The organism is Saccharothrix lopnurensis, assembly GCF_042658445.1.
In the GTDB taxonomy this organism is placed as follows: Bacteria; Actinomycetota; Actinomycetes; order Mycobacteriales; family Pseudonocardiaceae; genus Actinosynnema; species Actinosynnema lopnurensis.
This window is the reverse complement of record NZ_JBHSQO010000003.1, coordinates 118,700-141,518: the sequence shown is the minus strand read 5'-3', so window position 1 is coordinate 141,518 and position 22,819 is coordinate 118,700. Positions and strand designations below refer to the sequence as shown.

Below are 22,819 nucleotides of genomic sequence, written 5' to 3'. Positions count from 1 at the left end.
GACGGGACCCCGCCGCTCGTCACCGGTCGATCAGCTCGTCGGGAAGTCGTCCGGCGTGCGCATCCGCTCGCGGATCCACTGGCCCGCCGGCTTCAGCACGGACGTGCCCGAGAACGAGTTCCCGGCGCAGGTGCCCTCCTTGAACACCGCCCCCGACCGGAAGTCGTCGGAGAAGTTCCAGTTCGTCCAGCCGATCTTGTTGGCCGCCAGGAAGTCCAGGTACTTCTGGCTGTACGCGAAGTCGTTGGCCCCGTCGCCGGTGTAGGTCTGGGTGCCGAACTCGGTCACGAAGATCGGCAGCCGGGCCGCCGCGCGGGTCAGGGCGTTGAAGTACTCGTCCTGGTGCGAGGCCGCGTAGAAGTGGAACGTGTACATGAAGTTCGTGGCGTTGATCGGGTTGTTGACGATGTCCTGCTCCGACCGGCCGTCGGAGATGCCCAGCGAGCCCCAGCCGTGGGTGCCGACGAACACCACGCCGTCCGGGTCCTGGGCCCGGATGACCGGGATCATCTGCTCGGCGTAGGACTTGATGCCCGACCACGCCACGCCGTTGGGCTCGTTGGCGATGTCGTAGATGATGTTGGTCTTGTCGCGGTGCCGCGAGGCGACCTCGGTGAAGAACGTGCGGGCCAGGGCGAGGTTGGCGTTCGGGTCGCCCGGCGACAGCTGGTGCCAGTCCACCAGCGCGTACAGGCCGCGGCGGGTGGCCTCCTCGATGTAGCCGTGCACCAGGTCGGTGAACTTGCGCGGGTTGGTCTCGTACCCGCCCTCCTGCACGTACATCGAGATCCGCAGGACGTCGGCGCCCCAGTCCGAGGCCAGGGCGTCCAGGGACGCGGTCTTGACGCACTGCGAGTACCACTGGATGCCGTGCGTGCTCATGCCGCGCAGCTGGACCGGCTTGCCGTACCGGTTGCACAGCTTGGTCCCGCACACGCGCAGCTGCCCGTTCACGTCGGCGGGGCGGCCGGGCGCCGGGCCGTCGGCGGTGACGTCGAGCCGGTCGAGGTTGGGGCCGCCCGCGGCGGTGGTGGCGGTGGCCCGGACGCGGTTGACGCCCGCCGCCAGGGTGACGGGCACCGTCGCGGTGCGCCAGGTGCTCCACGCGCCGGTGCCGGCGAACGCCACGCCGCTCGCCTGGGCCGTCCCGTTGACCGAGATGGTCATCGGGCGGTTGGTGGTCGTGCCGTTGGCGTACCGGAGGGCCAGGGTGGCCGGGCCGGCCTGGGCCGTGACGGTGAACTCGACGGAGCTGCCGGAGGCGTTGTCGTAGTTGACGAACCCGCCGCCGGTGTAGCCGGCGTGGTTGGACTCGACCACGCCCAGGGAGATCGCCGCGCCTTCGGCCTGGTGCTCGACGGCGGCCGCGTCGGACCGGACGGCGTTGGGCTGGGCGGCGGCGGACCGGGCGGCGGCGGACTGGACTGTTTCGGACCGGACTGAGTCGGACCGGGCCGCGTCGGACTCCGCTGCGCCGGGCTGCGCCGAGGCGGTCTGCGCCCAGGGCGCCGGTGCGGCCAGCAGAGCGGCCGCGGCGACGGTCGCGAGCCATCGGGGACGGGGTGCCACGGGGGTGCCTCCCACGGGTCTCGGGGGGATGAACACGGCGGCGGCGGAACAGTTAGGAAACTTTCCTATCTGTTGTCGGGGATCACAGCATCCCCGCACGCCCGCTGTCAACGCCCCGGCGCGCCCCGATCGGTCCCCGGACCCCGGTGGGGACCGGCCCCGTCAGTAGTCGTCGCCCCCGAAGAAGGTCTCCTCCAGCCGGTCCGCCGTCCCCGCGAGCAGCGCCAGCGGCTCGGTGAACTCGTGGATGTCCAGGTGCGAGAGGGGCAGCGAGTGCCGCAGCACCACGTGCTCGCCCATGACCGCCGCGCCGCAGGCGATGGTCGAGTTGCCGACCTCGACGAGGAACGCCTTCAGGTCCACGGCGGCGGCCAGGCCGATGGGCGAGGCGATCTGCACCCACTCGTGCTGCCGGTCGAGCACCTCGCGGACCAGGATGATCACCTGGGTGCGCTCGTCGTCCTCGTCGAACTGCTCGAAGTTGAACAGGATGCGGATCTCGTCCTCCTTCTCCGAGATGACGTCGTAGGTGTCGTGGACGTACGCGGCGAGGTCTCCCCAAGTGGCCATGTGATCACCCTACGGGCGCGACCGCCCCCCACACGGCGTCGGCCACGAGCCGCACCGCGGCCCCCAGGTCGAACCCGTGCAGCAGGTACCGCCGGGCGCACTCGTGCGCGGGACCCATCACCACCGGGTCCAGCGCCCACAGCGGCACCGCGCGCAGCTCCCCCGCCGCCATCCGGTCCGCGAACCAGCGCGCGACCGGCTCGAACGCGGCGAGCTTCACCGCGGGGTCGGCCGACCGCGGCGCGGCGTAGAGGAACCGCGCCCGCCCGGGGTTCCCGACCACCCAGCCCAGGTACCGCGCCACCACCGCGCGCACCGCCTGCTCCGCGTCCCCGGTCCCCAGCGCGGGCGCCAGGGCGTCCACGCAGTGCGCGAAGCTCTCCCCGTACAGCACCGCGAACAGCCCCGCCCGGCTGCCGAAGTGGTGGTAGACGCTGCCGTTCGACACCCCGGAGCGGGCCGTCAGCGCGCTGATCGTGACCGCGCCCAGCCCGCCCTCGGCGACCAGTTCGAGCGCCGCGTCCAGCACGGCCTGCCGACTGGTCGGTCCCATGTGGTTAGAGTACCGCTCTAGAGCGCCGCTCCAGAGGAGGACACCGTGGCCCGCTCCATCCCCGACCTGCTGCGCGAACGGGTGCGCGCCACCCCCGACCGCGAGGCCCTGCGCCGGCGCGACGGCGACACGTGGACCTCCATGACGTGGGCCGAGGTCGGGGAGGAGGTGCGCCGGCGCGCCCTGGGGTTCCGGCAGCTGGGCGTGCGCGACGAGGCCCGCGTGGCGATCATGGCCGCGACGAGCGCCGACTGGGTGCTGACCGACCTGGCCGTGCTCGCGGCGGGCGGCGTCACCACCACCATCTACCCGAGCAGCACGCGGGAGGTCGTCGCCCACATCGTCCGGGACTCCGGCAGCGTCCTGGTGGTGGCCGACCCCGGGCTGGCGGGCGGGGTCGACGCGGAGGTGATCACCCCCGACTGGGCCCCGGACGGGGAACCCGCGGGCGACTACGACGCCATGGTCGACGAGCTGACCCCGGACCGCCTGGCCACGCTCATCTACACCTCCGGCACCACGGGCACGCCCAAGGGCGTGGAGCTGACCCACGACAACTGGCTGCACACCGCCGAGGCGATCGACGAGCTGGGCGTCCTGGGCCCGGACGAGCTGCACTTCCTGTGGCTGCCGATGTCCCACGCGTTCGGCAAGGTCCTCCAGGTCGGCATGATCGCCACCGGCACGCCCACCGCCGTGGACGGGGACGTCGACCGGATCGCGGCCAACCTCGCCGAGCTGCGCCCGACCGTGGTGGCCGCCGCGCCGCGCATCTTCGAGAAGATCCACCAGAGGGTGGTCGCCTCGATGCGCGAGGCGGGCGGCGTGAAGGAGAAGCTGTTCGAGTGGGCGCTCGACGTCGCCGAGCACCCGGACCGGAAGCTGCGCAACAAGATCGCCGACAGGCTGGTGTTCGGCAAGCTCCGGGACCGCGTGGGCGGCCGGATCAAGTACTTCATCTCCGGCTCCGCGCCGCTGTCCCTGCCGGTCGCGCGGTTCTTCGCCAAGGCGGGCATCACCATCCTGGAGGGCTACGGCCTCACCGAGTCCTCCGCCGCCTCCTTCGTCAACCGGCCCGAGTCGAACGAGCTCGGCACGGTCGGCCGGCCCCTCGCGGGCACCGAGGTGCGGCTGGCCGACGACGGCGAGGTGCTCATCGGCGGGCGCGGGATCATGCGCGGCTACCACAACCTGCCCGAGGAGACCGCCGAGGCGCTGGTGGACGGCTGGCTGCACACCGGTGACGTGGGCGAGCTGGACGGGGAGGGCAGGCTCCGGCTCACCGACCGCAAGAAGGAGCTGATCAAGACCTCCGGCGGCAAGTACGTGGCGCCGCAGGCGGTGGAGGGCCTGATCAAGTCCAACAGCCCGTACATCGGCAACGTGCTGGTGCACGGCGACCAGCGCAACTACTGCGTCGCGCTGGTCACCCTGGACCCCGACACCGCGCCCGCCGGCCTGGACGCGGACGCCGAGGTCGGCCGCGCCGTCGAGGCCGCGAACGCCGGGCTGGCCCGGCACGAGGCGATCAAGAAGTTCGCCGTGCTGCCGGAGGACTTCAGCGTCGAGGACGGCACCCTCACCGCCAGCCTGAAGATGCGCCGCAAGGAGATCGAGACCCGCTACCGGGACGTCCTGGACGGGCTGTACTCGGGCTGAGCGGCGGGTCGGGGCGCGGGTTCGGGGGCCGGGTCGAGCACGGGTTCGGGCGCGGGTTCGGGCGTGGGCGGCGAGGTCCGCGCCGCCGCGCCGCACGCGACCGCCCACACCCCGGCGACCAGCACCGCGACCACCTCGGTGAGCACCAGCACGCGCTCGACGTAGCCGAGCGGGAACACGCGCCACCAGGACCTGCCGGTGACGGCGTTGACCAGGATCGCGTACAGCAGCGGGGTGAAGGTGAGCGCGGACAGCAGGCCGAAGCGCGACGTCCAGCGCGCGTAGGCGCCCCACGCGGCGTCGCGCACCCACGGCCGGGCCAGCAGCACCATCGCGATCGGCAGGCTGGTGAACGCGAGCAGGCTGCCGAAGCGGTGGATGCTGCCGCTCACGCTCGGGCCGATCGCCCAGTCGTTCTTCGGGAAGACCACCACCAGGGCCAGGCCGACCGACCACGCGGCGAACGCCAGCGCCCCCACCGAGCGCCACCTGGCCATCCCCCTCCGGACCAGCACCGCGAGGATCGCCAGCGAGCCGAGCACCAGCAGCAGCACCCCGGTGTCGAACACCGCGCGGTACGGCCCGAGGGCGTACTCGCTGATGGTGCGGCGCAGGTGGTAGGTGGACTCGGTCAGCCGGAGCAGGTCGAGCCCGCCGATGAGGGCGACGGTCAGCACGACGGCGGCGACCCCGGCGAGGGCGGCGTAGCGGGCCGGGGAGCGGGCCGGGGAGCGGGTCGGCGCGGGGTCAGCGGTCAGCACACCGGACGAAACGGACGGTGACCGGCGGGTGTTCCGGGGTTCAGGGAATCGACAGCTTCGACAGGTAGTCCGCGCGCGACTCCGTCAGGTCGCGGGTCAGCGCCAGCAGCCCGGCGTCGGTCCCCGCCTCCAGCTCCGACCTGGCCACCGCGACGGACTCCTCGAAGTGCTTCCGCAGCAGCACGCGGGCCTCGGCGTCGAACTCCGCGCCGGTCAGCCGGTCGGCCGCCTGGTACTCGTCCCGGGTGATCATGCCGGGCATGTCGTGGGCCTCGTGCTCGCCCAGGTAGGTCAGGCCGGCCCGGGTGAGCACGCCGTGCAGGTCGGTCAGCTCGCCGCGGTGGCCGACCCCCGCGCGGGCGGCCAGCTCGGCCAGCGCCGGGTCCTGCGCGCGCGCCCGCACCGCGTCCAGCAGCGGCAGGGCCGACTCGGCCTGCGGGATGGCCAGCTGCACGTAGGCCGCGTCGGTCGGGCTCAGGCCGCCGACCGCGGAGGGCGTCGTGGGCGTCGTCGTGGGCGGTGGCGGCGCGGTGGTGGTCGGCGCCGGCGCCGGTTCGGCTCCGCACGCGCCCACCACGAGGACCAGGCTGACCAGGGACAACAGGACCGACAACCGACGCACGAGCGCTCCAGGGGGGGACGGTGGCGCGTGGGGACGGGTCAGCCGGAGTGGCGGACCACCAGGGTCGGGGCGAACACGACGGAGCTGATCGGGCGGTCCGGTCGCTCGACGCGCTCCACGAGCAACCGGGCCATCTCGGCCGCCATGTCCTCCACGGGTTGCCGCACCGTGGTCAGGGGCGGGTCGCACTCGACCGCGGGGCTGCTGTCGTCGAACCCGACCACCTTCACGTCCTCGGGCACCCGCAGGCCCCGGTTGCGCAGCACCGGCAGCGCGCCCGTGGCCATCAGGTCGGAGGCGACGAACAGGCCGTCGAACCCCTCCCCCCGCGGCTCCCGGGTCGCCAGCAGCCGGCGGGCCGCCGCGGCGCCGCCCTCGCGGGAGAAGTCGCCCTCGACGACCACGGGGTCGGGCAGGCCGTGCCGGGACACCGCGTCGCGGAAGCCGCGCAGCCGGTCCTGGCCGGCGGGCACCTCCAGCGGTCCGGTGATGGTGGCCACCCGGCGGCACCCGCGCGCCACCAGGTGGTCGACGGCCAGCCCCGCGCCCGCGGCCTGGTCGACGTCGACGTAGGTGATCGACATCGGCCGGACCGGGCGCGCGGCCAGCACGACCGGCAGGTTCGAGTCGGTGAGCAGGCGCGGCAACGGGTCCGCGCCGTGCGTGTGGATCAGGATCACGCCGTCCAGCCTGCGCTGCCGGACGTCGTCGACCACCTCCTGGTGGCCGCCGGCATCGGTGGTGGTCAGCACCAGCTGGACGCCCAGCGGGCGGATCACCGGCAGCACGCCGCTGACCACCCGACCGAAGTAGGGGTCGTGCAGCGTGCGCCCCTCGTCCGGGAGGACGAGGCCGATCGCGCCCGCCCGCCGGGTGACGAGCGAACGCGCCGCGCGGTTGGGGGTGTACCCGGTCGTGGAGATCGCCCTCTCCACCACCTGGCGCAGCTCCCGGTCCACCGTGGCGACCCCGTTGACCACCCGGGACACCGTGGCCCGGGACACCCCCGCGACCCGCGCGACCTCCTCCAACGTGACTGGTCTGCGGTCCACGTGAGCCTTTATACCGGGAGGTGCGGTCCCACCTCCGTGGAACCGCACCCCCGGGCTCACTGGTACACGCGGACGTAGTCGACCAACATGCGCTGCGGGAAGACCGTGGTGGCGTCCGGGGGACCGGGCCAGTCACCGCCCACCGCGTTGTTGAGCAGGATGAAGAAGGGCTTGTCGAACACCCACGGCCCGCGGGTCGCCTCCACCGTCGCCTTGTCGATGGTGAGGACCGTCACGCCGTCGATGCTGAACGTGATGCCCCGGCTGTTCCAGTCGGCCCGGAACAGGTGGAACGCGTTCGCGTAGTCCTGGCCGATGTCGCGCATCGCGCCGATCCCGCCCCCGCCGAAGTAGGCCGGGCCGTGGATGGTCTGGTACGCGGTGTTGGGCTCGCGACCGAGGTGCTCCATGATGTCGATCTCACCGCTCGCGGGCCACGGGGTGCCCCGGAAGATGTCGGTGCCGAGCATCCAGAACGCGGGCCACAGGCCCTTGGAGCCGGACACCTTGATCGACGCCTCGAAGCGCCCGTAGGTCCAGGACGCCTTGCCCTCGGTGATGATGCGCGCCGAGGTGTACTGGCACGTGCCGCTGCCGCTGACCGGGTCCACCGGGCACGCCGAACCCGGCGTGACCTCCCGCCTCGCCTCCAGCACCATGTTGCCGTTGCCGTCGGTGGAGGCGTTGCGGTTGTCGGTGTAGTACTGGAGCTCCGCGTTCTGCCCGGTGCCGACCTCCGGACGCCACTTGCTCGCGTCCGGCCGGGTGCCCGCGGGCGCGTTGAACTCGTCGCTCCACACCAGGCGCAGCGGGTTGCCCGGGTCCGGTGCCTGCGCCGGCGGCGACGTGGGGCTGCCACCGGTGCCGTAGACCTGGAACTCCCACAGCGAGTACCCGTAGGGGCCGCTGCGCTTGGTGAGGTTGACCCGGACGTACCGACCGGTGCCCGTGACGTTCAGGGTCTGCTTGAAACCCGTGCCCGTCGTGGTGGTGTGGATCGTGGTCCAGCCCGACCCGTTCTCGGAGGTCTGGACCTGGAACCCGGTGGCGTACGCCGGGTCCCACTGGAGCACGACCCTGGTGATGCGGGCGGTCGCGCCCAGGTCGACCTGGATCCAACCCGGGTCGACCCAGCCGGTGGTGGTGCTCGTGGCCCACCGGGTGGCCGGGTTGTAGTCCGTCACCTTGGCCGGCGTGCAGCCCGGGCACGCCCCGTCGTCCTGGAACGACGAGGCGGTGGCGGGCTTGTTGTAGGACAGCAGCCGCTCGGAACCGCCCGGGTCCCCGCCGCCGGTCTCGATGCGGACGGCGAACTCCCACAGGGACACGCCGTACTGCGTGGCGCGCGCCGTGGTGTTCAGGCGGATGTAGCGACCGGTGCCGGTGAAGGAGGGGTTCTGCACCCCGCCCGCGCCGGTGGTGGTGGAGAACACCGTGGTCCAGGCGTTGCCGTCGGCGGAGACCTGGATCTGGTAGGCCGTCGCGTAGGCGGCCTCCCAGTTCAGCGTCGCGCCGCAGACCTGGCGGCTGGTGCCCAGGTCCACCCGCAGCCACTGCGGGTCGGAGAACCCGCTGGACCAGCGGGTGCCCGGGTTCCCGTCCACCGCGGAGGCGGCGGTGAACGGGCCCTCCACCGACGACGCCGTCACCGGTGCGTTGAGCGCCGCGTTGGCCGTGCCGCACTCGGCCGCCTGCGCGGCGACCGGGAGGAACAGCGGCAGGGCCAGCGCGGCCACCGCGATCAGGGACTTGAGCTTCACGACGGGCGGCCGTCCGCGCCGCACTTGATGACCGGGTTGATGCAGTCGCGCACCCGACGGGCCAGTTCGGCCTCCGGCCACGCGTTGAAGAAGTCGCCGTGCATGGTGTAGCCGGGTCCCGAGGCCAGTCGGAAGCCGGCCGGGTTGCCGCTCGCCGGGTAGCGCAGCACCTGGCGGAGCTTCGGCACCGGCACCGGGTGGCTCGACGGGCAGCCGCCGGCGACCGGGTAGGACATGTGGGACTTGTGGTCGGCCGAGTCCAGGTCACGACCGTTCCAGCACTGCGGGAAGTCCAGGTAGGACTCCAGCATCGTGCCGGACGGGCAGTTGACGAAGTCCTTGGACGAGCCCACGTGGCCCGCGTGCAGGCAGGACCACCGGGCGTTGGAGCTGGGGTCGTTCACGCCGGTGGCCTTGGCGTTGCCCGCGATCATGCGCAGGCCCAGCGGGAACGGCTGGATGCGCGCGGTGACGTCCGGGTTCACGCCCTCGCCGAGGTAGTAGAACGTGGTGCCGGTCGGCTCCACGGGCTGGTTGTTCACGTACAGGGTGGGGACCCAGTACGAGGACAGGTCGATGCCCGGGTTGCAGCTGCTCGTGCCCGCGAGCAGGGACTGCGTGGTGCTGCGGGCGTTGGTGCTCCGGTTGCCGAAGAAGCTGTGCATGTGCGAGGCACCGGGCAGGTTGGGGAAGACGATCGGGTCGTCGGGCAGGCGGTGGGTGTAGGGGCATTCCGCGAGGAACTCGGCGACCCGCACGACGTTGGCCCCGACCTCCCCCTGGGGTGCGGCGGATCCGGGCACGGTGACGAGGGCGAGACCGCACACGGCTGCCGCGGCTGTGGCAAGGGCCGTGACCATACGACGCCATCGGCGAATGGTGGGGATCACGACTCCCCTTTCGTAGAGTTACGAGTGGGTTTCGGGAGAGCGCTCTCACAACGGAACGTAAGCTCGCCCCCTGTATCAGTCAAGGAAAGAACCCAGTTCCGGTCGGACCGGAACCGCCGTTCAGAGAGCGCTCTCTCGCCCGAACGCCGAACTCGGGGGTCGCGAACGTACGACACACCCGCCGCGAACGTACGACTCGCGCGCGAGTCGTACGTTCAGGTCGCGCGAGTCGTACGTTCAGGTCGCGCGAGTCGTACGTTCAGGACGCGCGAGTCGTACGTTCAGGACGGGTGAGTCGTACGTTCAGGACGGGTGAGTTCTTTACTTACGAGTAGGTCAGGGCCGACGGGAGGGTGGCCGGGGAGGCGATGGGCCAGGTCAGGGGGTCGGGGCCCAGTTCCCACAGCTCGGCCACCTGGAGGGCGCACCAGGGTGAGATCGGGCGCACGCCCGCGAGGACGGCCGGGGCGAAGTCCGCCCAGGGCACCCACTCGACGGAGTCGACCTCGTCCGGGTTGGGCACCGGGTCGGCGGTGACCAGGCCGCGCAGGACCGGGCACATCTCGTTCTCCACGACGCCGTTCTCCATCACCGCCCGGTAGCGGAACGCGGGCAGCACCAGGTCCAGCGAGACCTCCGGTAGGCCCAGTTCGTCGTGCAGGCGGCGGGTGACGGCGGGCACCAGCGCCTCGCCCGGCGCCGGGTGGCCGCAGCACGAGTTGGTCCAGACCCCCGGCCACGTCTTCTTGTGCAGCGCGCGCCTGGTCAGCAGCAGCCGCCCGGCGGGGTCGAACAGGTAGGAGGAGAACGCCAGGTGCAGCGGGGTGGACGCGTGGTGCACGGAAGCCTTGTCGGCGACGCCGATGCCGGTCCCGCGCTCGTCCAGGAGCACGACTTGTTCCACACGCCCACCCTGCCACAACGGGGATCACCGCGCGCCCGCGAGCACCCCCGGGTCACGCGCCAGCTTGCCGCCGGACGTGCGGGGCAGCGCCCGCCGCACCCGGACCCGCTCCGGCAGCTTGAACTCGGCCAGCCGCCCCGCGCACCACGCCCGGACCTCCTCGGCCGTCACCCCGCCCGACGGCGCGCCCACGTACGCCGTGACCACCCCGTCGAGCACCGCGACCGCCTCGGTCACCAGCGGGTGCGCCCGCAGCGCGGCCTCCACCTCGGTGAGGTCCACGTTGAAGCCGCGCACCATCACCAGCGAGTCCGACCGGCCGAGCAACCGCAGGTTGCCGTGCGCGTCGAACTCGCCCCGGTCACCGGTGCGGAACCACCCGTCGGCGAACCGCGAGGGGTCGTCCCCGACCAGGTAGGGCGACTCGTCGAGCGCCACCTCCACCAGCCCGTCGCGCACCCGGATGCCGGTGTCGGGCAGCGGCCGGCCCACCGACGGCCGGGACGTGCCCGCGGCGTCCATGGTCAGCGCGCCGGTCTCGGTGGTGCCGAAGCACTCGCCCACCCGGAACCCGTAGGCGGCGGCGAACCGCTCGGCCACCTCCCCCGGCATCATCTCGCCGCCGGAGAACGCCGCGCGCACCGAGCGCAGCGCCGACCGGTCGGCGACGTCGGCCAGCAGCCCGAAGTGGTACGGCTGACCGCTGATGAAGTGCACCTGGTGCCGCTCCGCCGCCTTGAGCACGTCCTCGGCCAGGTGCCGCGCGGAGAACACGACCTCCACCCCGACGGCCAGCGAGTGCAGCAGCCCGCCCATCAGGCCGAAGCTGTAGGCGGGGTTGTTGAGCAGCAGCAACCGCTCGCCGCGCCGCGTCATGCCCTCGGCCGCGCCGAACCGCAGCACCTCGCGGATGATCGACCCGGTGCCGCGCCCTACGACCTTGGGCCGCCCGGTCGAGCCGGAGGTGAACTGGACCAGCCGGTGCCCGGTCGCGGCGGGCACGCCGTCCGGCCGCAGCTCGGTGACCAGCTCGTAGCGCTCGCGGAAGCTGTCGCCGGCGGGCGTGGCGGCGCGCACGAAGTGCTGGGGCTCGGTCAGCCCCACCAGCACCCCCACCTCGGTGGGGGTGAGCCGGTGGTCGACCGGGATGACCCTGGCGCCGAGCGTCCACAGCGCCAGGACCACCTCGAACTGGGTGAAGCTCGGGGGCACCTGGAGCATCACCGAGCTGCCCTCCCCCACCCCCGCGGCGGCCAGCAGGCCCGCCTCGGCGGCGACGGAGGCGCGCAGGGCGCCGCGGGTCACGGTGTGCTCGTGGGTGAACACCGGCACGTCGTCGCCGTGGCGGCGCAACAGGTCGGTGACGAACTCTCGCATGGGTGTTCAGGACTCCTTGCAGAACTCGCCGATGGGGATGCCCACGTGCCGCTGCTCGGTCGCGAGGTAGCCGAGCAGCTCGTCACCGCGCTGGAGCTCGGTGACGTTGCGGACCTTCCCGCCGGGGCCGAGCACGCGCACGTGCCAGTCGTCCTGCACGGTCAGGCTCACCTCGACGCCCACGGGCGAGTGCGCGGTGATGGTCAGGATCGGGCGCGACTCCAGCTTGGCCCGGCCGACGGTGAGCTTGCGCGTGCGGCCCTCGGAGTTCACCGCGAGCACCGTGCTGCCCGAGCGCAGCTCGGACAGGTAGTTGGTGCGGTTGTCCGGGCCGAGCACGTAGGAGTGCAGGGCGCCGGCGTTGACCCGGAACGGCCGGGTCGGCATGTAGGGCAGCGGGTGGGTCTCGCTGCAGCAGAGGATGAAACCGGAGGAGAACGAGCCGACGAGGATGCCCTCGTCCTCCTGGAAGTGGGACGCGGTGTCCACGCAGACCCGGTCGCCCAGGCCGTTGTGGGCGATGCGGTCGACGGTGAGCGTGGTCAGCTCCAGCGGCGGGGTGTTCGCCTCCAGCAGCCTGGCCAGCTGGAACACCTCGGTGGCGTCGCGCGGCGCCATGAGCACGCCGTCCGAGCCGTGCTCCAGCACGTCGAGCACGATGGCCGCCTCCTCCAGGTCGGCGACGACCGTGACCAGCTTGCCGGGCGCGCCGTCGGCGGCCGCGATGACGATCTCCAGCGGGATCTTCGTCGGGTCGGTGAACGCGACGATCGTGTGGCCGAGCCGGACCGCCGCGGTGCACGCGAGCTTGAGCGTGCGGTCGTCGCTCACCTGCACGAACGCCGCGTCGGCGGCGAGCCGGTCGAGCCGGTCCTCGTCGTCGACGACCACGACGACCAGGTGCGGGCTCTCCACCGGCGCCTCGGCGACGAGGACCCGGTCGATCGTCGGGGGCAGGGTGTCCAGCAGCGCCGGGTCGTCGGACACGACGCCGGCGAGGCGGGCGTGCACGGCGGCGTCGACGACGGCTTCGCGCTGCGCCTCGGGCACGGCGCGCAGGTCGATCCAGGCGAACTTCAACGGTGCTCCAAAAGGTGTCGGACCCGGGGCGGCGCGGGTCAGGACGAGGCCACGACGCCGGTCACGGCGCGGACCAGGTCCGCCCGGGGGTCCTCGTGGACGATCGACGCCAGTTCCGCGACCAGCGGCATCGGCGAGGGCGAGGTGAACACGCGGCGGCCGACGGCCAGGCCCGAGCAGCCCACCGCCATCGCGGTGCGGGCGTGGTCGACCAGGCTGCCGCCGGTCGCCGGACCGCCCGCCACCAGCACCGGGATCGGGCAGCTGGCCACGACCTCGGCCATCCGCTCGGTGGGCAGCGCGAGGTTGGTCTTGACGATGTCGGCGCCCAGGTCGACCGCGATGTTGACCACGTGCGCGAGCAGCTCGGGGTCGTTCGGGTCGGCGATGCGCGGCCCGCGCGGGTAGACCATGGCGATCAGCGGCACGTTCCAGTCGTCGCACGCCTTGGCGACCACGCCGAAGTCCGTGAGCTGCCGCCCCTCCGTGTCCGAGCCGATGTTGACGTGCACGCTGACCGCGTCGGCGCCCAGCCGGACCGCCTCCTCGACGTCGCCGACGAGCACCTTGGCGTTGGCGTCGACCATGTGCGCGGTGCCCGCGCTCAAGTGGACGACCAGCGCGCACCCGCCCAGCACGGCCGGGTCGATGGTCCGGACACGTCCCTTGTGGACGATGATGCCGTCCGCGCCGCCCACCACGACGGAGTCGACCAGGTCGGTCCACCGGTCGCGCGGCACCACCGGACCGTCGGAAACGCTGTGGTCGAGCGGGACGAAGAGGTACCTGTCGTCACGCGGGCGGGAAAGCCGTCGCAGCCGCAACGCTTTCCTCATTCGCTCACACCTCCCGATTATTGCGGCGATGGCCATGGAGCAGGGTGGTGTAGCCGGCGAGCGCGGCGGGAGGTGTGAACTGGCGATAACTCCCCAGTTATGCACCTGTTGGAGCAACGCCGTTCCGGTCTCCTGAACAGAGCGTCATGCCCCGACACTCTCGCGGTCGGTGTTTGCCGTCATCCGATTGCCCTAGGCTGCGTCGGTGCACATGGAGCTCAGGCACCTCCACGTCGTGCTGACCGTCGCCGAGGCGGGCAGCATCAGCCGGGCCGCCTCGCTGCTCAAGATCGCGCAGGCGGGGCTGACCGCCCAGCTGCGCCGCATCGAACGCGGGTTCGGGGGTCCGCTGTTCCTGCGCCGGAGCGACGGGGTCGAGCTGACCGAGCTGGGTCGGCACGTCGTGCTGCGGTCACGCGACCTGGTGGAACGCTTCGACGACCTGCTCGTCACGACGCGCAAGCTGGCCGCGGAGCACCCCGGGACGGGCATCCGGCTCGGCGGCGTGGCCGGGTCGCTCACCCCCCTGCTGGTCGGGGTGGTGCGGTCGCTGCTGCCCACGCACCCGCAGACCACGCACATCGAGCGCAGCGGTGACGCGGTGCTGGAGCTGGTGCGCACGGCCAAGGTGGACCTGGCCCTGGTGACCGAGTTCCCCCAGAGTCCTCTGCGGATTCCCGAAGAGGTGGACTACCGGACCGTCGTCACCGAACCGATGCTGGTCGGGATCGCCAGTGGGCACCGGTTGGCCGGGCGCGGCGAGGTGCGGCTGTCCGAACTGGCCGACGAGGAGTGGGCCGTGCTCGACGAGTGCTACGGCGGCGGGCGGCTGAACCTCCAGCTGGCGTGCGAGGCCGCCGGGTTCACGCCGCGCTGCGCGCACTTCGGGGTGGACCCGGTGTCGGCCGCGGAGCTGGTGCGGTCCGCGCACACCGTGGCGTGCTTCTTCCCCAGCGGCAACGACTTACCGGGCGTGGTGCTGAAACCGATCGTGGGCAACCCCGTGCACCGGTGCGTCATGCTCGTGTGGCAGCGGGACTGCGAGGCCGCCGAGTACGTCGAGGACGTCTACGCGGCCCTGCTGCGCGCCTACCAGGAACGGACCTGGGGCCACGGGCGGTCGGCGAAGCTGGCCGCGACCGGGCTGACCGTGGCGGCCAGCTGACGTCGTCCGACCGGGCCGGGCGTGGTGGCGGTCGCGGGGATTCGCGGGGTGGTCCCGGCGGCTTTTTCTCACAGCGGCTGGTCCGAATGCCGCAGCACGCTCTCCGCTTCGGTCCGGAACGCCTCCACGCCGTCCCGGCCCTCCGGCGCGCCGTGGGCCTGGAGCAGGTGGAGCAGCGCGCCGCCGTGGGCGGAGCGCCGCGACAGGGCGCGGAAGGAGAACGCGGCCTCGTAGGTGGCGACCGCACTGGCCAGGGCCGCCGCCGCGGTGGCCAGGAACGCCCACTGCGCGCGGCGCGGCCCGTCCGCCACCGCGACCGCGCCCAGGGCGGCGGCGGCCGTGAACAGCAGCACGGTGGTGGCGGTGGTCCAGCGGCGGGCGGTGGTGCAGCGGGCGCGGTCCCGCTCGAAGGCGGCGAGCCGGTCGCCGACCCGGTGGCGCAGGTAGGCGCGCAGGAACTGCTCGCGGTGGTCGTCGGGGGTGGTCGTCATGCCCGGCTCACCGGTTCGTACCGGTGTCGCGCCACGGCCGCCGACAGCTCACGGGCGCGTTCCTCGCGCTCGGCGTCGTCGGCGGCGGGTGGCGCGGCCAGGTGGTCGAAGTACAGGGCGCGCAGCCGCTCGGCGCGCAGGCGGGCGTCGGGGTCCTCGCCGTGGCGGGCCACGACCGCCAGCACCGCCGCCACCGCGCCCGACGCGGCCAGCAGCACCCCGGGCCACGGGACGTCCCGCAGCCAGACCTGGAGGGCGGCGAAGAGGGTGGTGGCGAACCCGGCCGCGATGGCGAGGGCGACCAGGAGGCGGGCGCGCTCGCGGGCCCGGAGGGCGGCCACCTCGCACTCGTGCAGGGCGGGGGCGACCAGCTGGTTGGCCTCGTGGATCGCGTCGGCGAGCCGGGGGTAGTCCAGCACGTAGCCGGGGTCGACCACGGGGTGCGGCTCGGGCGGGCGGAAGCGCGGGCGGGGCCAGATCGTGGCGGGCGGGGCGGTGTGGCCGACCTCGGCGCCCGGCCGGCCGGTCAGCACCCGGACCAGGACGGCGACCACCCTGTCCGGGCCCTCGTCCACGTGGACCACGGCTACCTGCCCGCTGCGCACGAGGACGGCCAGGTCGTCGGGCCTGGCGGTGGGAGGTGGCGCGGTGGGGGGTGGCGCGGTAGGGGGTGGCGCGGCGGCGGCGGGGTCCTCCTCCGCCACGACCTGCCCGGTCACCGCTCGTTCAGCCCCGGCCCGGTCAGCCCCGGCCCGGTCAGCCCCGGCCCGGTCCTCCCCGACCGCATCGACCGCCTCACCGCCACCCGCGGCGAGGTGACCGTGCACGATCTCGTCGGCCAGGCCGCCCGTGCCCGCGAGCACCAGCAGCGGCCGATCGCGCCCCAGGTGCTCCACCAGCGCGGCGCGCGTCACCCCGTCCCCGCCGACCAGCAGCGCGAGCGCCGGGCGCTTGGCCCCGGCCACCGCGTCCACCACCCGGAACAGCGCGGGCAGCTCCTCGCCCCACCGCGAGCCCGGCACCAGCACCGCCGTGTCGTGGTTGGCGTTGAGCCGGACCTCCTCGCCGGTCGGCTCGGCGTCCTCGGCCGCCACCCGGCCGGACGGCGCGACGCCGACCAGCCTCGGCCACCGCCCGTCCAGCGCCTCGGCGGCCAACCCGACCAGGTGCGCCACCCCCGCGTCCGCGCCCGCGGTGACCACGGTGACACCGGTGCGGGCCGCGGCGGCGAGCACCGCGCGCAGCACCGGCAGCACGGTCGCGGCCAGGTCGGTGCCCGGGTCGTCCCCCGCGCCGAGGACCACCAGGACGGGGTGCGACCGGGGCAACCCGAGGGCACGCGCCCGGATGTCGGCGTCGGGGTGCGCCAACCGCCGCACCCGCGGACCAGCACCCGCTGTAGGCATGCCGGGCACCATAGTCGGGGTTCACGCGAAACTCACCCGTCCAGGTGGGATTTTTCGCGCGGGTAGAGTACGGCGCGTGTCGATTGACCCCGCTGAACTGGAGATCGCCCTGAAGGTGCTCGCCCAGGTGGACGAACTGGACACCGAGCACCCCGACGCGGTCGCCGTCCGCCGGGCCACCGCCGGGATCTGGAAGAGCCTCCGCAAGCGCCGCAAGGCCGATCGCCGCGCGTCCGTCACCGCCGCCGACCGCGCGGTGACCGAGGCCACCGCGACCGGCTCCCCGTCCCGCATCGACGACGAGACCCGCGGCGTGCTGCTGGCCGAGCCCGAACCGGGCGCGAGGGCGGGCACCCTGCTGCGCGCCCGCTCCTGCTACACGTGCAAGAGCCGGTACACCGAGGTCGACGCGTTCTACCACCAGCTGTGCCCGGCCTGCGCGGCGCTCAACCGCGCCAAGCGCGACCAGCGCGTGGACCTGACCGGCAAGCGCGCCCTGCTCACCGGCGGCCGGGCCAAGATCGGCATGTACATCGCGCTGCGGCTGCTCCGCGACGGCGCGCACACCACCGTGACCACCCGGTTCCCGCACGACGCGGCGCGGCGGTTCGCGTCCATGCCCGACAGCGCCGACTGGCTGCACCGGCTGCGCGTGGTGGGCATCGACCTGCGCGACCCCGGCCAGGTGGTCCGGCTCGCCGACTCGGTGGCCGCCGCCGGGCCGCTGGACATCCTGATCAACAACGCCGCGCAGACCGTGCGCCGCTCGCCGGGGGCCTACGCGCCGCTCGTCGCGGCCGAGTCGGTGCCCCTGCCGTCCGGGCCGATGCCCGAGCTGATCACCTTCGGCCGCACCGCCGAGGCGCACCCGGCGGCGCTCACCAGCGGCCTCGACGGCGATCCCGGCAGCGGTCTGGCCGGGGCTCCCGGGGCCACGCCGGCGGTGACCGCGCTGGCCCTGGTCGCCGGGTCGAAGGAGATCGACGCGGGCGGCCTCGTCCCGGACGAGGCGCCGGTCAACAGCTGGGTGCAGCGGGTGGAGGAGGTCGACCCGGTGGAGCTGCTGGAGGTGCAGCTCTGCAACAGCACCGCGCCGTTCATCCTGATCTCCCGCCTGCGCGCGGCGATGGCCGCCGCCCCCTCGCGGCGCAAGTACGTGGTGAACGTCTCCGCGATGGAGGGCCAGTTCAGCCGCGCGTACAAGGGGCCGGGCCACCCGCACACGAACATGGCCAAGGCCGCGCTGAACATGCTCACCCGCACCAGCTCCACCGAGATGCTGGAGACCGACGGCATCCTGATGACCGCCGTCGACACCGGCTGGATCACCGACGAGCGACCGCACCCGACCAAGCAGCGCCTGGCCGCCGAGGGCTTCCACGCGCCGCTGGACCTGGTCGACGGCGCGGCCCGGGTGTACGACCCGATCGTGCGCGGCGAGCTGGGCGAGGACCTGCACGGGTGTTTCCTGAAGGACTACGCGCCGTCCCCGTGGTGACCCGGCGGAAGTGATCGGCGCCACGACGGCTCGTCCCACTTCCGGGAGCAGCAACGGCGATGCGCCGTTCGGGTAGCACGTCCGGAGAACGCGGCACGGTGTGCGACCGTCCCTCGGTATGGTGAGGCTTTCGGCGGGCCGCCGCGAGGTCGACGGGGGTGGGCATGGACGGCGATCGGGCCGGTCCGGCCTGCGCGCCGCCGGGACGCGCGGGGCGCTCCTCGTGACCGCGCCCCGCCGACAGGTCAACCCGTTCCCCCTGCCCGGCTGGGAGCGCACGCCGATGCGGCCGCTGCGCCCGTTCGACCGGGACGCCCACCGCGACTACTACGTGCCCGTGGACGGCGCCGAGCAGGCGTTCGAGGCGTTCCAGCACGAGATGGGCGACCTGACCGGCCTGCTGGAGGACGGCCGGCTGGTGCTGGTCACCGGCGAGTCCGGCTGCGGCAAGACGGCGCTGGTCAACCGGTGCGCGGACTGGGTGGTGCGGCGGCTGGGCGAGCGGGGGCTGCGCGGCGTCGTGCTGGACGTGACCGGCTGCCTGCCCACCGACCAGGAGCTGTCCATCGACCAGCGCACCACCGAGGTGTGCGACCAGCTGTTCGACCTGCTGGTGGACCACGACGCGCTGCGCCCGGAGGCGGAGGAGCAGCTGCGCGAGGTCCGGGACGTGCCGCGCCGCGTGTTCCCCCGGCTCGGCCGGGCGCTGCGGGAGGACACCACGCTCGTCGTGCTGCTGCCGAGCCCGAACGAGCTGGTCGACGAGGTGATCCGCTACGCGCGGGTGCTGCGCAGCGCCAAGGTGCTGTTCCTGGCCGAGTCCGCGTTCCTGGGCCCGGACGACGTGGCGGACCTGGTGCGCCGGCTGGAGACCTGGGTACCGCCGGTGACGCTGTGCGTCGGGCTGCTCGACGAGGGCGACGCGCAGCGGTTCGCGGCGGACCGGCTCAGCCGGCACGCGGAAGCGGGGAGTTATCCGCGGATGAGTGATGAGGCGGTCGAATTGGTGGCGAAGCTGTGCCAATCGGTCGCCATGCTCCAAAGATTCCTGCACGGCACCTACGAGCACAAACTCGAATCGGGGCTAAGCTACACCGAAGCCGACCTGGTCTCCGTCGAGGACATCAGGGCGTTCTTCAACACGAGGTCCCGGAATGGACTGGGGATTGGGCCATGAGCGGCAGCAGCGAACCCCCGCCCCCGCGGAAGAACCCCTTCTCGTCCATGGCGGTCGCCCGGATCACGGACTTCGGCGCGACCCCGGACGCGGTCGACGTGGCCATCACCACCGACGCGGCCAGGCAGGCGCTCGCCCACCTCGACGCCTACCTCGACGAACGGCCATCGCGCGGTGACCGCACCGGCACCGTGGTGGCCGTGCTCGGCGACTACGGCACCGGGAAGACCCACCTCGCGGTCCGGCTGGTGCGGCACGCCCGGCAGGTGCTGGCCGACCCGACCCACGCCCTCTACCTCGACGCGACCGCGGACAGCTTCATCGAGCTGTACCGCCGGTTCATGCGCAAGCTCGGCCGCGAGGGCGTGCGCGCGCAGGTCAGCGAGTACTACGCGGACATCGTCGCGGACTCGCTCCAGTCCTCGGGCCTGACCAGCGACATGCTGGACTGGCTGGGCAGCCGGAAGCTGGAGCCGCAGGAGGTCGTGGAGCGGCTGGGCCTGATGGAGAGCGCGTTGCTGCGCGAGGTCCAGGACACGCTGCGCGAGGTCACCAACAACAAGGACTTCGGCACCGCGCTCACCCTGCTGCTGCGGCCGGGGTTCGAGCACTCGGTGTGGTCGTGGCTGCTCGGCGGCGCGCCGGACCAGGTGCTGGTGGAGCGCGGCATCACCACGCCCATCGACGACGAGGTCGCGGCGCTGGAGGCCATGGGCGTGTTCGCCCTGCTGTTCGGCGGCAGGCAGCGGCGGTTCGTGCTGGCCGTGGACGAGCTGGACAAGATCTTCTCCGCGGACAGCAGGCCGCAGAAGCGGACCATGGCGGCGTTCCAGACGCTGTTGCAGGTCTTCGCCAAGGCCGGCGCGTGCCTGGTGCTGTGCGGGCTGCCCGACTTCAAGTCCGTGCTGCCGCCCGCGGTGCGGCAGCGCATCCCCTACACCGTGGTGATGTCCGGGCTGAGCCAGGCGGAGGTGCGGGAGTTCGTCGAGCTGGCGCAGGAGCCGCTGTTCGGGCAAGGGCGGCTCGCGCCGTTCACCGTGCCCGTGATCCGCTACCTGCGGGACATCGCCCGCGGCAACGCGCGCAACGTGATCCGGTTGTGCCACCGGGTGTTCCGGGTGGCCGACGACGCGGAGCGCGCGGGCGGCGAGTTCCTGGTCACCGAGGACGCGGTGCGGCAGGCGGCGCGCGAGCTGTTCGGGTCGCTGAGCGCGGACGACGTCGAGGGCGTGGTGCGGCGGCTGCTGGACGCCGACGGGTACGACCACCTGCACCGGCACCTGCTGGGCGTGGGCGGGGAGTCGATGGCCGACTTCTGGGTCACCTTCCCGGACCGGACCGGCGGGTGCGCCGTGCTGCTGACCAGGTCGCTGCTGGACAACGCGGACCTGGACGCGGTGGTGCGGCGGGTCACCGCGGTGCGCGAGGCCGACCCGGGCGCCGAGCAGGTGCTGCTGGTCAACGGCGTGGTGGCGGACGGGGTGGCGATCCAGCTGCGCGAGCTGCTGGGCCGCGAGCCGCTGGTGTACGCGGAGCGGACGTTCCCGGAGGACTTCAGGGCGCTGATCGGCGCGGCGGGCAAGCGGCTGGGCGGCGGGGGCGACGACCCGCTGACCGCGCTGCGGGTGCAGGTGGAGCGGCTGGCGCGGCAGCAGTCGAGCGTCTACGGGTTCGTCGAGCGGCTGGCCGAGCACGTGGACGGCGTGCGCACCTCGGCGGACCGGCAGCTCGGCGCGATCCAGCGGCAGTTGGGGGCGCTGGCGGGTGACGCGGCGCTGCGCGCCCCGGCGGACCGGCTGCCCGGCGAGGTGGAGCAGCTGTTCCGGGACGCGGTGGACGCGCTGGACGACCTGACGCAGGTCGACGCGATGTTCGGGGAGGCGTTCGAGCACGCGCCGACCGCGACGCAGGAGGCGGTGCACCGGCGGCTGCGGATGCCGGAGTTCACCCGGGCGGCGGCGCAGGCGCTGATGATGCAGCGGGCCGTGCAGGCGTTCCGGGCGGCGGTGTCGCAGTGGTACCGGTCGGCGGGCGACCCGGACGCGGAGGACCGGCTGGAGGCGCTGTGCGTGATCTACGACGACATCGCCGAGTTCCTGCCGCTGTTCACCCTGGAGCCGCTGTTCAGCCTGCCGCCGTGGTCGGCGCGGGCGGGCAACCTCGTGACCGGGGTGAACCAGGGTGCCCGCCGCACCCGCGTGCACCACGCCCTGCGCAACCTGAGCCCGCGCGTCCGCCGCGCCGTGGACCGGTCGACCTGACCCACGAACCTACTCACGAGTGAAGAACTCACCTGTCCCGAACGTACGACTCGCGCGGCCTGAACGTACGACTCGCGCGAGTCGTACGTTCGGGACCGTCGTGTCGTACGTTCGCGACCCCCGAGTTCAACGTTCGGAGGTCCGAGCTCGGGGACCGGGCGGGGTGAGTTCCGCGCTCAGGCCGGACATCCGGGCATCCGCCGAACTCACCCGTGACTGGTCGATCGTCACGCCCACCAGGTATTCCCCGGCGCGCTGCCGGTAGTAGTAGACCGCGCCCATCTCGACGTCCAGCACGAGCCGCACCAGCAGCCCGCCGACGACCGGGGCCACGGCCCGGTTCAGCCTGGTCGCCAGCGCGCCCAACTCGGGCACGAACCCCTGGTAGAACCGCCGCCGCGCCTCCACGGTGACCTGCTTGAAGAACGGCGCCAGCGACACGTCGCCCAGGCAGTCGACCAGGGCGCGCACCTCGCCGTCGACCACGTGCGCCACCACGTGCAGGTCCCGCGCCCGCACCGCCGACAGGCACGGCGCCGGCGGCTCCTCCCCCACGGTCACGTGCGGCTCCGCCTCGTCGCGCGCGGGCAGGGCCGCCACGGCACCCGCGCCCTCCCACCCGCCGGGGTTGAGCGAGCCCAGGCTCAGCTCGGCGCGCAGCCGGGTGGCGAGCCCGGCCACCGCCCGGTCCGCCTCGTCCACCGCCGGGTGCCCGAACAGCGGCCCCGCGCCCGCGTGGTCGAGCACCAGGCCCACCACGTGCTCGGTCGGCACGACGGAGTCGCAGAACAGCGCGCCCTCCTCGGTGTGCAGCACGAGGCGGATCAGCCGGCCGGTCCGCACCTCCTGCAACGACCGGTCGAGCGCGGACACCTGGAACGTCAGGTGCCTGCCGAGCCGCTTGAGGTCCTCGCGGCGGGTGCCGCCGGGCAGCGCGCCGGGCGTCGCGGGCGGGTCGCCGAGCACGTCGACGCCGAAGTCGAACACCCCGCTGCTGTAGTGGGCGAGGTAGTGCAGCGCGGGGCTGGTGCGGATCGCCGCCCGGCAGGCGCGCCGGGTCGTGTCGAACTCGGGGCCGAGGTGCTCGGCCTCCTCCTCGTACAGCTCCACGCTGCCTCCTCCGGCGGGGTCGGGTGTGCGGCGGGTCGGGTGTGCGGGGCGTCGGGTGTGCAGGGCGTCAGGTGTGCG

At 73.2% G+C, this 22,819-nt stretch carries 20 protein-coding genes; 5 read left to right on the top strand and 15 right to left on the bottom strand.

Annotated elements, in window-relative coordinates; translation table 11 throughout:
- Window positions 1-30 precede the first annotated feature (30 nt).
- The 3 genes from ACFP3R_RS04390 to ACFP3R_RS04380 form a co-directional block, all read right to left on the bottom strand.
- The gene (locus ACFP3R_RS04390) at window positions 31-1,569 is read right to left on the bottom strand and encodes a cellulase family glycosylhydrolase (RefSeq protein ID WP_380633078.1); all 1,539 of its coding nucleotides are present in this window, start codon (window positions 1,567-1,569) and stop codon (window positions 31-33) included.
- A gap of 162 nt (window positions 1,570-1,731) precedes the next feature.
- The gene (locus ACFP3R_RS04385; protein ID WP_380633076.1) at window positions 1,732-2,139 is read right to left on the bottom strand and encodes a hypothetical protein; all 408 of its coding nucleotides are present in this window, start codon (window positions 2,137-2,139) and stop codon (window positions 1,732-1,734) included.
- Between the two features lie 4 nt (window positions 2,140-2,143).
- Window positions 2,144-2,692, bottom strand: a complete 549-nt coding sequence (locus ACFP3R_RS04380; protein ID WP_380633075.1) for a TetR/AcrR family transcriptional regulator — start codon at window positions 2,690-2,692, stop codon at window positions 2,144-2,146.
- Window positions 2,693-2,737: 45 nt separating this feature from the next.
- Here ACFP3R_RS04380 and ACFP3R_RS04375 point away from each other — a divergent pair, with 45 nt between their 5' ends.
- The gene (locus tag ACFP3R_RS04375) at window positions 2,738-4,351 is read left to right on the top strand and encodes an AMP-dependent synthetase/ligase (RefSeq protein WP_380633074.1); all 1,614 of its coding nucleotides are present in this window, start codon (window positions 2,738-2,740) and stop codon (window positions 4,349-4,351) included.
- Here the strand turns inward: ACFP3R_RS04375 and ACFP3R_RS04370 are convergent.
- The 9 genes from ACFP3R_RS04370 to ACFP3R_RS04330 form a co-directional block, all read right to left on the bottom strand.
- Complete coding sequence (locus ACFP3R_RS04370; RefSeq protein WP_380633072.1) at window positions 4,315-5,112, bottom strand: DUF998 domain-containing protein; 798 nt, start codon at window positions 5,110-5,112, stop codon at window positions 4,315-4,317. The genes ACFP3R_RS04375 and ACFP3R_RS04370 overlap by 37 nt on opposite strands.
- 40 nt (window positions 5,113-5,152) lie before the next feature.
- Entirely contained in the window at window positions 5,153-5,734 is a 582-nt protein-coding gene (locus ACFP3R_RS04365; protein WP_380633070.1) for a DUF305 domain-containing protein, read from the bottom strand.
- A gap of 38 nt (window positions 5,735-5,772) precedes the next feature.
- A complete protein-coding gene (locus tag ACFP3R_RS04360; RefSeq protein ID WP_380633068.1) occupies window positions 5,773-6,786 on the bottom strand; it encodes a LacI family DNA-binding transcriptional regulator in 1,014 nt (337 codons plus the stop codon).
- Window positions 6,787-6,842: 56 nt separating this feature from the next.
- Window positions 6,843-8,546, bottom strand: coding sequence for a discoidin domain-containing protein (locus tag ACFP3R_RS04355; RefSeq protein ID WP_380633067.1), 1,704 nt, complete (start codon window positions 8,544-8,546; stop codon window positions 6,843-6,845).
- Window positions 8,543-9,349: a DUF1996 domain-containing protein gene (locus ACFP3R_RS04350; RefSeq protein ID WP_380633066.1), complete on the bottom strand. Its 807-nt coding sequence runs from the start codon at window positions 9,347-9,349 to the stop codon at window positions 8,543-8,545. Before ACFP3R_RS04350 ends, ACFP3R_RS04355 begins: the two co-directional genes overlap by 4 nt.
- Before the next feature lie 412 nt (window positions 9,350-9,761).
- The gene (gene idi / locus ACFP3R_RS04345) at window positions 9,762-10,340 is read right to left on the bottom strand and encodes an isopentenyl-diphosphate Delta-isomerase (protein ID WP_380633064.1); all 579 of its coding nucleotides are present in this window, start codon (window positions 10,338-10,340) and stop codon (window positions 9,762-9,764) included.
- A gap of 24 nt (window positions 10,341-10,364) precedes the next feature.
- The gene (locus ACFP3R_RS04340; RefSeq protein ID WP_380633063.1) at window positions 10,365-11,717 is read right to left on the bottom strand and encodes a class I adenylate-forming enzyme family protein; all 1,353 of its coding nucleotides are present in this window, start codon (window positions 11,715-11,717) and stop codon (window positions 10,365-10,367) included.
- Window positions 11,718-11,723: 6 nt separating this feature from the next.
- Window positions 11,724-12,797 (bottom strand): 3-dehydroquinate synthase II family protein, encoded by a 1,074-nt coding sequence (locus ACFP3R_RS04335; protein WP_380633062.1) that lies wholly within the window; start codon window positions 12,795-12,797, stop codon window positions 11,724-11,726.
- A 38-nt stretch (window positions 12,798-12,835) separates the two neighbouring features.
- On the bottom strand, window positions 12,836-13,633 hold the full coding sequence (locus tag ACFP3R_RS04330; RefSeq protein ID WP_380633060.1) for a 2-amino-3,7-dideoxy-D-threo-hept-6-ulosonate synthase: 798 nt from the start codon (window positions 13,631-13,633) through the stop codon (window positions 12,836-12,838).
- Between the two features lie 211 nt (window positions 13,634-13,844).
- Between ACFP3R_RS04330 and ACFP3R_RS04325 the strand changes: the two genes are divergently transcribed.
- On the top strand, window positions 13,845-14,798 hold the full coding sequence (locus tag ACFP3R_RS04325) for a LysR family transcriptional regulator (protein ID WP_380633363.1): 954 nt from the start codon (window positions 13,845-13,847) through the stop codon (window positions 14,796-14,798).
- A 68-nt stretch (window positions 14,799-14,866) separates the two neighbouring features.
- Here the strand turns inward: ACFP3R_RS04325 and ACFP3R_RS04320 are convergent, their stop codons facing one another.
- Window positions 14,867-15,289 carry a hypothetical protein gene (locus tag ACFP3R_RS04320; RefSeq protein ID WP_380633059.1) on the bottom strand — a complete coding sequence of 141 codons (423 nt, stop codon included), beginning with the start codon at window positions 15,287-15,289 and terminating at the stop codon, window positions 14,867-14,869.
- Window positions 15,286-16,695 carry a hypothetical protein gene (locus ACFP3R_RS04315; protein ID WP_380633057.1) on the bottom strand — a complete coding sequence of 470 codons (1,410 nt, stop codon included), beginning with the start codon at window positions 16,693-16,695 and terminating at the stop codon, window positions 15,286-15,288. The genes ACFP3R_RS04320 and ACFP3R_RS04315 overlap by 4 nt, the downstream gene beginning before the upstream one ends.
- 76 nt (window positions 16,696-16,771) lie before the next feature.
- Between ACFP3R_RS04315 and ACFP3R_RS04310 the strand changes: the two genes are divergently transcribed.
- The 3 genes from ACFP3R_RS04310 to ACFP3R_RS04300 all read left to right on the top strand — a co-directional run bounded on the left by ACFP3R_RS04310 (window position 16,772) and on the right by ACFP3R_RS04300 (window position 21,631).
- Window positions 16,772-18,193, top strand: a complete 1,422-nt coding sequence (locus tag ACFP3R_RS04310) for an SDR family NAD(P)-dependent oxidoreductase (protein ID WP_380633056.1) — start codon at window positions 16,772-16,774, stop codon at window positions 18,191-18,193.
- 118 nt (window positions 18,194-18,311) lie between these two features.
- Complete coding sequence (locus ACFP3R_RS04305) at window positions 18,312-19,370, top strand: P-loop NTPase family protein (RefSeq protein ID WP_380633054.1); 1,059 nt, start codon at window positions 18,312-18,314, stop codon at window positions 19,368-19,370.
- Window positions 19,367-21,631, top strand: a complete 2,265-nt coding sequence (locus ACFP3R_RS04300; RefSeq protein ID WP_380633053.1) for a hypothetical protein — start codon at window positions 19,367-19,369, stop codon at window positions 21,629-21,631. The genes ACFP3R_RS04305 and ACFP3R_RS04300 overlap by 4 nt, the downstream gene beginning before the upstream one ends.
- Before the next feature lie 126 nt (window positions 21,632-21,757).
- Here ACFP3R_RS04300 and ACFP3R_RS04295 read toward each other — a convergent pair whose 3' ends face one another.
- A complete protein-coding gene (locus tag ACFP3R_RS04295) occupies window positions 21,758-22,741 on the bottom strand; it encodes a hypothetical protein (protein WP_380633051.1) in 984 nt (327 codons plus the stop codon).
- Window positions 22,742-22,819 lie beyond the last annotated feature (78 nt).